This window comes from Deltaproteobacteria bacterium (genome assembly GCA_040223695.1).
Taxonomy (GTDB): Bacteria; Desulfobacterota_D; UBA1144; order Nemesobacterales; family UBA2774; genus JAVKFU01.
In genome coordinates, this window is the sequence record JAVKFU010000006.1 from 18078 (window position 1) to 29700 (window position 11623).

Below are 11623 nucleotides of genomic sequence, written 5' to 3' on the forward strand. Positions count from 1 at the left end.
TACTTGTTATAAATTACGTGATTGTATAGATAACAAACCCAAACACAACGTTTAGGACCCAATATGAGTACCATTTTTAATCAAGAGAGCCACCGAGTAAATCCGCTCTTGTGGGTTAGGCATCATATTGTGTTGCTATGCTGGCTCTCAAGTTTTATTTGTCTTTCTGCTTTTTCCGTTTCACCCGAGCCTTTTCGTTTATTTGCTTATTCTCTTTAGATGGAACAGATAGTAGGGCTTTCATAAGCCGATTAAAATTAACCGGTCATTTCATATAATTCCGCGAATTCTTCCCGCTGGTCCGCATTTCCGAGCATAACCAGTTCACAACCTGCTGAAAGAGTTGTTGAGGCGGGAGGATTGGTCACTACATGACCATCCTGCTGAATCGCAATCACATTAAGACCCGTGTGTGCGCCAATGCCGCTTTCGGCAAGTTTTTTTCCCTCCAGCGAGCCGGGCAGCGAAACATAGAACAGGTCAAATCCCTCTCCCAGGACCACAAGCTCCTTGCCTTGGAGAAGAGAAAGAAAGGCTGAAACGCCCAGCGAGTCGGAGCTGAGCACGAAATTCGCACCTGCGCGGTGAATGGATTCCATATTCCGTTCATAATTTATGCGGCTTACTATATGCAGTTCCGGGTTGAGATGGCGGCAGTAAGACGTTAAATAGATATTCATAGCGTCGTCATTCGTCGTTAGCAGCACAGACGGGGCTTCCCGCAGACCGGCTCGCATGAGCAATGCATGATCGGCTGCATCCCCGATAAAGATATCATCCAGAATCTCCGCTATACGCCTGTGCAAATTTTGATCACGTTCAATCAGATGCACCGGGATATCCTTATTTTTGAGTGCCTGCGCTGCGGCACGCCCTACTTTACCTCCGCCGATCACCAGGACAGGATTAGGATTGACATCATAGTCAGCAAGCAAGCTGTCGAGCTCACTCAGCTGCGAGGCTGTTCCAACCACCGTGAGGACACACGCATCGGAGAGTAGAACATCAGGATGAGCCGGCAGCAAGACGCCCTGTTCCCATACGGCAACTATACTTATACCCGTTCTCGAACGCAGCCGTGTATCCCTTATGGTGCGGTTCGACAGCGGCGTGTTATGAAGAGGCAGCTCGGCAATGAGCAAATCTTTGTATCTGCCGACCACGTGTGATTGTGCTCGAACCGCCTTTATGCGATTCGCCAGTTGTTCACCCAGCCACTTTTTTAGAGGCAGTACATGTGTGGAGCCGCTGAATTCAAGAATATCAATCGAGTCCTCGTAGTTGGCAATTGAAACAATGGGCACGTCCGGTGCGACCGCTCGAATGGTGAGAGCGATATTTGTATTGACCGTGTCTTCTCTATTAGCCAGCACCATGCGCGCATGGGGGACGCGCAAGGCTTCATAGGTCTTATTACTATCGACTTCGCCCGCGACCACAGATACGCCCTCTTCATGTAAACCCGCAGCTACGTGAGGATCAGGCTCAATGACGAAATAAGGAACTCCTATAACCTTTAGTCTCTTAATCAGCTCGGGCGACATTGTGTCGTATTTACATATCACAACGTGTCCCTTCGTTTCATCGGGAACGCTGCGCGGGGCTCTCATCCGTATCTGCGCCTCAAGCCAGGGCGCGTAGAAAAAACGGATAAAAGCAAATGGGAGAACTATGAGAAGTAGTACGATGCCGGAAAGCAGTACGACCATGCTGAAAATCCTTCCCACATCACTGTGAAATGTAATGTCTCCGAAGCCAAGCGTGCTCATCACGGTTAAAGTCCAGTAGACGCCCGTAATCCAGGAATAGTTTTTTCCTTCTATATGGAGCATAATCAGGTGGAATATGATGGAATAAACCGCTACGACAACGATTAAAAACGCCAGGTATTTCAGCAGCGCGCGGACATTCCGCTTCACTTGCCGGTCAGTCAGGAAGTAGGAAAGCTGAGTGCTAAGAAACTTCATGGATTACACAGTTCTTTGTGCATGCCACCCTTTTAAGATTCAATATATACCAGTTTTAATACCCGTTCTCAGAAAACTTACTACTTAAAAGAAATTATAACCTATATATTTGAATTATCGGAAAGCCTCTATGTACAGTCGGTTAAATTGACAAATGGTAAAAGCCCCCACTTTAGTCCTCCCCCCTGTAATGGGGAAGGAAATTGATGGCTCAAGGTTAGGATATATGCATGGATGGGGTACGCATTCGGCGGACAGAAGATATTTTCTTTCCACTGATAAAAAAATCACACACACATAGTGTGTTTTCTGAAAAGATTCCGTGTGCTTCCTGAAAAGAACACATAGTGTGTGTTTATAAAAAAATGCCGTCCTTCGATTGGACTCAGGACGAGCGGGCGAATGGCATCCGCTGCACGCGTGTCGAGTAGAAATCATAGAGACACACATCGTGTGTGTGTCCGCCGGTTATATTGGAGGAGTTCGCCCCCCTCCTTAATCCTCCCCTCTGTAATGGGGGAGGAAATTGCTTCGCTTCATCCGCTCAGAACTGTTTCCGGATCGCGTTCGTTCCTTTATAATGGTTTAGAACCGTGAAATAGTATTACAGGTGCGTGTTTAGTGATTAAACAGAAATTGATAAAAAGGGGAGCAGTACATTCGTCGTATAGACATTGGCAACGAATCAAAAATAAATTATGACGCTGCGATTTTTGCTAATACAAGCCGGGCGGCCTCGTATGGATCGAGCTCCCCTTCCCGTACACGGGAGAATATCTCTTTCACTTCCTCGTCACGCATTACATCAGCAACGCTATTCTCAAGCACTTCCTTGATAATTTCAGAAAATTCTTCTTCCCTTCTTCTTTCCCTCTTTATCTCAAGCCCGCCGGATTCGCCGAGATAGGCTTTGTGCTCCTCAATCCGCTCCTGTATTTCATCGATTCCCTCGTCTCGGATGGCGCTTGAAAGAAGGACCGGCATAACCCAATCGCAGCCCCCGGATTTTAGCGACACGATTTGCTGTATCTCCTTTGAAAGGAGCCGTGCTCCCTCCCGGTCCGCTTTATTCACTACAAATATATCGGCTATCTCCATAAGGCCGGCCTTCATAGTCTGAACCTCGTCCCCCGCCTCAGGCACCAGCACGACGAGCACCGTATCCGCGACGCCTACGATGCCGAGCTCTGTCTGCCCTACCCCTACGGTTTCGACAATGACGTAATCCATCCCGTAGGCGCTCATGAGCTTGATTATGTCCTTCGTCGCCCTGGCGAGCCCGCCGTGAGTGCCCCTAGTGCTGATGCTCCTAATGAATACGCCGTCGTCGAGTGCGTGGTCGTGCATGCGTATCCTGTCGCCCAGTATAGCGCCCCCGCTGAAGGGGCTCGAGGGGTCAACGGCAAGAACACCTATCTTTTTACCCGCTTCTCTGTAGAGCTGAATCAGCTTGTTCGTGATAGTGCTCTTCCCCGCTCCGGGAGGGCCTGTTACGCCGATAATATAGGCATTTTCGGCTTTGGAAGTAAGGCTTTTCAGTATCCCGGGAGTGGAGGGATGCCTGCATTCGGCAAGGGTAATCAGGCGGGCGAGCGAAGCGCGGTCACCCTGCAGCATATTGTCGATTAACCCTAGTTCATTTTCGGAAAGCGGCATCGGGAGATACGATAATGCGGCTGGGGTTGATTGTCAAAATAGACTACCGCTTGCCGGAGCCCATTTGTACGATAAGCTCGTATTCCTCTTTTTTAACGGGCATTACGGAAAGGCGGCTCTGTTTTATAAGAGACATGTTCTGTAAGCGTTTCTCCTCTTTAACCTCCGAAAGCGGCACTGACCTTTTGAGAGCCCTGACCGGTTTAAGGTCAACTACTACCCATCTTTCATCCTCCGTCGTGGGGTCCTGATAGAACTCCTTTACGACTTCGGCTACGCCCACGACCTCAAGGCCTTCGTTGCTGTGATAATAGAGCACCCTGTCACCTTTCTTCATAGCCTTGAGGTTATTCCTGGCCTGATAGTTCCTGACTCCGTCCCAGTAAGTGCGGCCGTCCTTTGCGAAGTCGTTCCATGAGTACTTAAAAGGCTCCGATTTCACAAGCCAATAGTTCATCCCGATTATTATGGAGAAAACGGGGGATAATTCAAATTCGTGGGCCCGCTCCGTTACAGGGTTCTTTTACTAACCGTATATTACTGTATATTTATTAGCAGATGGAAATCATTAACCGCATTCCGGTCATGTATATACTGGTATTTATCTTTGTTTGCTGCCCGAACCTCACGGCGTTCAACGAAACGAAAGCCTATGGTCAAATCGAGGAACCGGAAGCAACGGAAACCATCAAGAAAGAAAAGATCAAGGCCCTCGCGTTGATACCCTTCACCTCCAAATCCGGTATCGCGGAAACAAAACCGGAGGAAGAAATCACGACAAACGAAAGGTTCTTGACCGTTTCGCTCTACGACGCGCTTATAAGAGAGACAGGCCGAATAAAAATTACCCCCCTTCAGGAATCAGAAGCGGCATATGCGCAAATAAAGTCGGAAAAGGAATTCTCCTATTACAGGGACATAGCGGTCAGCGCCGGGAAGAAACTAAACGTCGATGCCGTCATGACGGGCGTGATTTCAGAGTACAGGGAAAGAGAAGGTTCCGAATTGGGGGTCGAGTCTCCCGCTTCGGTCGCGTTCAGCGTCCAGGTTCTGGATGCGGAAGACGGGACCATACTCTGGGAGACTTATTTCACCGAAACGCAGAAGTCGCTCCTCGAAAACCTGTTCGAGATAGATAAATTTTTCAAAAGGGGCGGTAAATGGATTACCGCTGACGAGCTTGCCAAGGAGGGGGCCAGAAAGGCCGCCTCGGAATTTAACCAGTACCTGCTGACGGAGAACTGAATGATTATCATTCCCGCTATCGATCTCAAGGACGGAAAGTGCGTGAGACTCTTCAAAGGAGAGGAGGGGACTGAAACGGTATTTTCGGAAGAGCCTGCCGAGGTCGCCCGGAAATGGGAGGCCTGCGGGGCAGAGTGGATACATGTGATCGATCTCGACGGGGCTTTCTCGGGGGAGCCCGGGAACATGGAGGTAATAAAAAACATCGCAGGCTCGGCTTCGTGCCCGATACAGGTGGGAGGGGGGATAAGAAATATCGAAACCGTGCGGGAGTACATCGGCATCGGCGTTAAGAGAGTAATAATCGGAACAGCCGCTTTTTCGGACGAGGAATTTTTGAGGGAGGCCTGCCGGGAGTTTCCCGGAAGAATCGCCGTGGGCATAGACACGAAGAACGGAAAGATCGCGGTCAAGGGGTGGAAAGAGGTAATAGACGCTGACACGGACGAGGTGCTCGAAGGCCTGCGGAACATCGGCGTCTCCCTGGTACTGAATACGAACATCGACAGGGACGGCACTATGGAAGGGATCAATATCGAAGCGGCCAGGGATTTCATAGAAAAGTCCCCGCTCCCGGTAATAGCCTCGGGGGGAATCGCTACGACCGGGGACCTGGATAAACTGGCGCCTCTCGAAGGGCTCGGACTCTACGGCGCGATACTTGGAAAATCGATTTACACCGGAACAATAGAGCTTAAAGACGCAATAGAAAGGTACTCATAATGCTGTCAAAGAGAATAATTCCGTGTCTTGACGTAAAGGACGGAAGGGTCGTTAAAGGGGTAAATTTCGTCAACCTAAGGGATGCCGGAGACCCGGTAGAGATCGCCAGGAAGTACAGCGACGAGGGCGCGGATGAAATCTGTTTTCTCGACATCACGGCTTCGCACGAAGAAAGGAAGACTATGATCGATGTCGTGGAGCGGACTGCGGGAGAGGTGTTCGTACCGCTCACTGTAGGCGGAGGGGTGAGGACTCTTGACGACGTAAGAGAGCTGCTCCTCGCGGGCGCCGATAAAGTTTCAATCAACACGGCGGCGGTTAAAAATCCTGACTTTGTGAGAGAGGCCGCCCAGAGATTCGGCAGCCAGTGCATAGTGGTTGCGATAGACGCGAGGGCGGTATCGGACGGAAAGTGGGAGGTTTATACGCACGGCGGCAGGAACCCGACCGGAATCGACGCTGTGGAATGGGCAAGGAAGATGGAAAACAACGGGGCGGGCGAAATATTACTTACCAGCATGGACAAGGACGGAACTAAATCGGGTTACGATCTCCCGCTCACAAGGACTATATCTCAAGCGGTTTCAATCCCGATAATCGCCTCCGGCGGCGCGGGAAATCTGGAGCACCTGTCGGACGGGGTCGTGGGAGGGGAAGCGGACGCGGTTCTGGTCGCCTCCATATTTCATTACGGGGAATACACGATAAGTGAAGCCAAGGAATTTCTGGACTCGAAGGGAATATCGGTCAGGATGTAATTTCATGTTTTTCGCAACGAACCCCCGGGACACGCCATGAATATAAGGGAGCAGCTAGAAGAGATTGAAAGAAAAACCCTATCCCCCTTTGCCGCTCTCAGCTCCGAGACCAAGGGGAGAGTGGTTCGTGAAGAGCCCTGTTCGATACGAACCGACTATCAGAGGGACAGGGACAGGATAATCCACTCGAAATCCTTCAGGAGGATGAAGCACAAAACGCAGGTCTTTCTATCCCCCACGGACGATCACTACAGAACCAGGCTCACTCACGTAATCGAGGTGGCGCAGATAGCCAGGACGATATCGAAAGCGCTAAGGCTGAACGAGGACCTTACGGAAGCAATCGCGCTCGGACACGATCTGGGCCATACCCCTTTCGGGCACGCCGGAGAGGCCGCTCTCGACGAGATATACCCTGAAGGGTTCAAGCACGTAATTCACAGCCTTAGGGTAGTGGACGTGCTCGAGAAGGGAGGAAGGGGACTCAATCTGACCTACGAAGTGAGGGACGGCATAGCGAAGCACTCCAAGGGAATGGGAGCGGTCGACAACCCGAAATACCGCCCCGAGACGCTCGAGGGGCAGGTGGTACGCGTCTCGGACCTCGTGGCATACGCGAATCACGACCTGGACGACGCCATAAGGGCCGGGATTATCACAATAGAGGACGTACCGAAAGCGTGCGTTGAAGAGCTCGGAAAGACGAACTCCGAGAGGATAAACAGGATGGTAACGGATATTATAACGGAAACAATCAAGCATAACGGGGAGAAAGTGGCGGCGAGCGCTGAGGTCGAGCAGGCGATGGTTGAGCTCAGAAGTTATCTGTTCAACACGGTTTATATGAACGAGAAGATTAAGAACAACTTCCTTAAAGCTAAAAAAGTCATCAAGGAACTTTATGAATACTTCTGTGAAAACGAGGATGAATTCTGGAAACACTATAAAAAAGGACCGAGAGAAGGGGAAACAATCGAGCGCGCCGTGTGCGACTTCATAGCGGGCATGACCGATTCCTACGCAATCAGCATTTATGAGGCGATATTCCTTCCCAGGAGATGGCAGGGTGACTTGAGCACGTTTTAAGATCACCGAATTCAGGTAACCTTATTCACCTCGAATACATCCGTCATTAAAAGTTTAAACAAGCTGCGGTTAAATAAACTACTTACGGCTAGAACGGGTTACAATATTGATAAGATTAGGTTCCGTATCCTTCATTAACGCAAAGCCCCTTACATTCGCGCTCGAGAAGAGGTTGATAGACCACGGTTTCGAGATAATATTATCCCCTCCTTCGGTGCTTTCGGAGATGCTTTTCAGAAAAGAGATCGATCTGGGGTTGATACCCGTGGCGGAATTGCTGAAAAGAAAAAACTACAGTGTGGTTCCGGATATATCAATTTCCTCTTACGGAAAGGTGGACAGCGTGATTCTGCTCACAAAGGGAGATTTGAAGAATATAAAAACTGTAGCCGTGGACAGGAGATCTCAAAGCTCAACCGCTCTTCTGAGAATCATTCTCGAAATTTTTAACGGCGTTTCCCCTGCATATATACCGAGGGACACAGGTAAGGATTTTTTAAAAGACGCCGACGCTGGGATGCTGATAGGGGATACGGGCCTCGAAAAAGCCGGCGCCCCCCCTGATGGATACAGGGTATTCGATCTGGGGGAGATATGGTCCGAGGAAACGGGGCTCCCCTTTGTGTACGCTGTGTTCGCAGTAAACGAGGGAGTCGCGCTCTGGGAAAACCTGGAAGCGCTTCAGAGGTCGAAAAACTACGGACTCGGCATCGTGGGGAAAATAGCCAGGCTCGAATCCGTAGCTGCCGGAATAGACGAAGAAACATGCTACAAGTATCTAACGGAGCGGATCACATACGATCTGGGCGAGAAAGAGATCGAGGGCATGATTAAATACAGCGAATATCTATCCAGGCTCGGAGAGTCGGAGAAAATTTCAGGTATCAGAATGTACTCATAATAAAGGGAAAAAAGGAGAACCGAAACGTGAGCAAGAAAACAATGAGACTTGGGCACAGCCCGGATGCGGACGACGCCTTTATGTTTTACGCTATAGCCAAGGAAAAAGTGACCTCTGACAAAATCGATTTCGTGCACGTCGTAGAAGACATACAGTCCCTCAATAAACGCGCGCTCGGGAAGGAGCTTGAAACTACCGCCATTTCGGCGCACGGATACCTGAAAGTACAGGACAATTACCGGATTCTTTCCTGCGGCGCCAGCATGGGAGAGGGATACGGGCCTATTGTGGTGTCGAGAGAGCCTGTGGAAAGCCTCAAGGGGAAAAAGATCGGAGTGCCCGGAAAGCTGACTACGGCGTTTCTTTTGCTGAGCATATATGCGGACGATTTTATACCCGTTGAGATGCCGTTTGACGAGATCATGCCCGCCGTCGCCAACGGGGAAATAGAGACCGGTCTTATAATCCACGAAGGTCAGCTTACGTACAGGGACTACGGCCTGGAGATGCTGTTTGATTTAGGGGATATGTGGGCAAAAGATACTTCGCTCCCTCTCCCGCTTGGCTTAAACGTAGTGAGGCGGGACATAGGCGAAGAGCTCCAGAAAGAGGTGCACAGAGTACACAAGGAAAGCATAGAGTACGGACTCGCTCATAAAAAAGAGGCGCTCGAGTATGCAATGGAGTACGGACGGGGGATGGAAGAGAACGTAGGGGAGAAATTCGTCCTGATGTACGTAAACGACCTCACGCGCGATCTTGGGGAAAAGGGCAAGGGGGCGCTCGAATACCTCTTCGACAGGGCCCATCAAAAGGGGATAATATCGGAGAAGCCGAGACTGGACGTACTGGAAGGCTGATTTTTAATAAGCTGTAAATAGTTCGTTCAAGTAAACGTACAGCCATTCATTAATTCTTAGCGGAGCTATATTTTTCCGCACATAATCCTTTTACCACCCTTTTTCTTCTATATACGACATCTGGCAGAATTTGCTTGTTGTGCAAAATAATTAGAGTACTATTTTTAAAGCGCCTGTATTTTAAAAGGACTCACGAAACTGAAAAAAGGAGTTTAAAAATGGCCCGGGAATACGGATACCTGCTTAACGGGAAATGGATAAAAAGCGGCGAGAAAAAAGAAATTAAAAGCCCTTATAACGGTGAGGTGGCCGGAGTAATTACGGTCCCCGCTCGGGAAAAGGCTATGGAATCGATTGGGGACGCCCAGAGCGCATTTGAGAAATTCAGGAATATTCCGAGCTACGAAAAGAGCGGGATTTTAAAAAAAATAGCCGAGGGGATAGAGGAAAGAAAAGAGGAATTCGCCAGAACGCTAGTGCTTGAGGGAGGGAAGCCGCTTAAGACGGCAAGGGTGGAAGTAACGAGGGCAATCACGACTTTTTCCGTCGCCGCGGAGGAGGCAAACAGGTTCTCTGAAGGCAAGCTTATTCCCATAGATATCACTCCGGGTAATGAGGGAATGTTCGGAATCGCGAGAAGATTCCCGCTCGGGATTGTGGCGGGGATATCCCCTTTCAACTTTCCCCTTAACCTCGTTGCGCACAAGGTTGCACCCGCTATCGCCTCCGGAAACGCCATGATACTTAAACCCGCATCCCAGACACCTCTATCCGCCCTGATACTCGGGGAGATAGTTGAGGAAGCCGGGCTGTCCGAGGGGATGCTTAACATTCTTCCACTACCCGGGTCCGCGATCGAGCCTGTGCTCGACGACGGACGCATAAAGAAGATTTCATTTACCGGCAGCGACGAAATAGGCTGGGAGCTAATGGGCAGGTATTCCAAGAAGAAGGTAACGCTTGAGCTCGGAGGAAACGCGGCGACTGTAATCGACGAGGACCCGCCCGACCTCGACTTCGCGGCAAGCAGGAACGTGTGGGGGGCGTTTTATCAGGCGGGGCAAAGCTGTATCTCGGTACAGAGAATTTACGTGCACGAAAAAGTATTCGACAGATTCACGGAGAAATTCGTTGAGGAGACAAGGAAGCTGAGACTGGGCGACCCTATGCTGGAAGATACCGACGTCGGGCCAGTGATAGACCGGGGGGCAGCAGACAGGATCATGAGCTGGATCGGAGAGGCTCTCGACAACGGGGCCGAATTGCTGTGCGGTGGGAAGAGCGACGGAAGCCTGATTGAGCCTACTGTTCTCACGAACGTCACGCCTGATTCAAGAGTGAGCCGGGACGAGGTATTCGGTCCTGTAGTGCACATCGAGAGCTACAGGGATTACGAAGACGCTCTTGCCTCGGTGAATAACTCGAGATACGGCCTTCAGGCGGGCGTATTTACCAAAGACATGAAGAAGGCGTTTATGGCTTATAACGCGCTCCAAGTTGGGGGAGTGGTAGTGAACGATTATCCGAGCTTCAGGGTGGAGAATATGCCTTACGGCGGGGTCAAGGACTCCGGCGTGGGGAGAGAAGGCCTCAAGTACGCGATAGAGGAAATGACAGAGTTAAAGCTGATGGTCGTGAATCTGGACTACAAGGTATGATAAGTCCCGAATCCGCACGGCCTCTCAACCCGCGACTTTGTTAAGGAGGTTCATACCTGACAGAAGCTCGTATGTCTTCGTATCGCTCTTGATGGAAGCGAATTCCCTTAGATCATCGGGATTGTCGATATCGAGAGCTATCCTCGGATTCTCAAACGTATCGATTTTTATATTTCTTCCGGCTGCTTCATCGAGATGCTTCCTGAAGCTGTCGTGTCCGAAGAGTGAAGGAAACGCGTCGGGCGGTTTTCTCAGTATTGCGTTTGTCCCCAAATAGTCCCGCGCCGGCACGAGAATCGCGGAAGGCGCGTCACTCTCCCTCTCCAGAATGAAATCTATGTCTTCCGTGGTAATGAGCGGAGCGTCTCCCGGAATCACCAGTACCGATTGAGCCCCCATCTCTTTACAAATCCGCGAAGCAAAATCGACCGACGCGCTCTCTCCCTTCTGCTCCGTCTCGTGAATGACCTCGATACCTAAATCCTCCGCGATTTTAATCGCGGTCGTGTCGAGAGAGACTATGAACTTCCGGTCGAGCAGCCCGGAGCCGGCAAGCGCAGTCAGCACATCCTCAAGCATAGCATAGGCAAGCGCGGTCCTTACATCCTGGGGCAGGATTGAGGAGAGTCTTTCTTTTGCCCTGGACGGGTCTTTTACAGGTACAATTGCAAACTTCATATAATGTCTTGGTCGTGCGGATTATTCCTCTATCTTTTGACACCCGCGTGTTTTACAGGGCCTTTTAAAAACAGGTTATGATACCCGTAAT

Annotated in this window: 11 protein-coding genes; 7 read left to right on the top strand and 4 right to left on the bottom strand. The window is 50.3% G+C overall.

Features of this window, described 5'->3' with window-relative positions:
- Window positions 1-257: 257 nt before the first annotated feature.
- The 3 genes from RIG61_00340 to RIG61_00350 form a co-directional block, all read right to left on the bottom strand.
- Window positions 258-1967, bottom strand: a complete 1710-nt coding sequence (locus RIG61_00340) for an NAD-binding protein (GenBank protein MEQ9617604.1) — start codon at window positions 1965-1967, stop codon at window positions 258-260.
- 696 nt (window positions 1968-2663) lie between these two features.
- The gene (gene meaB / locus RIG61_00345; GenBank protein ID MEQ9617605.1) at window positions 2664-3623 is read right to left on the bottom strand and encodes a methylmalonyl Co-A mutase-associated GTPase MeaB; all 960 of its coding nucleotides are present in this window, start codon (window positions 3621-3623) and stop codon (window positions 2664-2666) included.
- 43 nt (window positions 3624-3666) lie between these two features.
- On the bottom strand, window positions 3667-4080 hold the full coding sequence (locus RIG61_00350; GenBank protein MEQ9617606.1) for an EVE domain-containing protein: 414 nt from the start codon (window positions 4078-4080) through the stop codon (window positions 3667-3669).
- 128 nt (window positions 4081-4208) lie between these two features.
- On the opposite strand from RIG61_00350, the gene RIG61_00355 reads away from it, so the two are divergent.
- The 7 genes from RIG61_00355 (at window position 4209) to RIG61_00385 (ending at window position 10854) form a co-directional block, all read left to right on the top strand.
- Window positions 4209-4868: a hypothetical protein gene (locus RIG61_00355; protein MEQ9617607.1), complete on the top strand. Its 660-nt coding sequence runs from the start codon at window positions 4209-4211 to the stop codon at window positions 4866-4868.
- Window positions 4869-5591 carry a 1-(5-phosphoribosyl)-5-[(5-phosphoribosylamino)methylideneamino]imidazole-4-carboxamide isomerase gene (gene hisA / locus RIG61_00360; protein ID MEQ9617608.1) on the top strand — a complete coding sequence of 241 codons (723 nt, stop codon included), beginning with the start codon at window positions 4869-4871 and terminating at the stop codon, window positions 5589-5591.
- Window positions 5591-6349 carry an imidazole glycerol phosphate synthase subunit HisF gene (hisF, locus tag RIG61_00365; GenBank protein MEQ9617609.1) on the top strand — a complete coding sequence of 253 codons (759 nt, stop codon included), beginning with the start codon at window positions 5591-5593 and terminating at the stop codon, window positions 6347-6349. Before hisA ends, hisF begins: the two co-directional genes overlap by 1 nt.
- 36 nt (window positions 6350-6385) lie before the next feature.
- A complete protein-coding gene (locus RIG61_00370) occupies window positions 6386-7435 on the top strand; it encodes a deoxyguanosinetriphosphate triphosphohydrolase (protein ID MEQ9617610.1) in 1050 nt (349 codons plus the stop codon).
- Window positions 7436-7541: 106 nt separating this feature from the next.
- Complete coding sequence (locus RIG61_00375; GenBank protein ID MEQ9617611.1) at window positions 7542-8336, top strand: menaquinone biosynthesis protein; 795 nt, start codon at window positions 7542-7544, stop codon at window positions 8334-8336.
- A 26-nt stretch (window positions 8337-8362) separates the two neighbouring features.
- Window positions 8363-9196, top strand: coding sequence for an MqnA/MqnD/SBP family protein (locus RIG61_00380; GenBank protein MEQ9617612.1), 834 nt, complete (start codon window positions 8363-8365; stop codon window positions 9194-9196).
- A 218-nt stretch (window positions 9197-9414) separates the two neighbouring features.
- On the top strand, window positions 9415-10854 hold the full coding sequence (locus tag RIG61_00385) for an aldehyde dehydrogenase family protein (protein MEQ9617613.1): 1440 nt from the start codon (window positions 9415-9417) through the stop codon (window positions 10852-10854).
- Window positions 10855-10878: 24 nt separating this feature from the next.
- On the opposite strand, the gene cofC is transcribed toward RIG61_00385, so the two are convergent.
- Window positions 10879-11532, bottom strand: coding sequence for a 2-phospho-L-lactate guanylyltransferase (gene cofC, locus RIG61_00390; protein MEQ9617614.1), 654 nt, complete (start codon window positions 11530-11532; stop codon window positions 10879-10881).
- Between the last annotated feature and the right edge of the window lie 91 nt (window positions 11533-11623).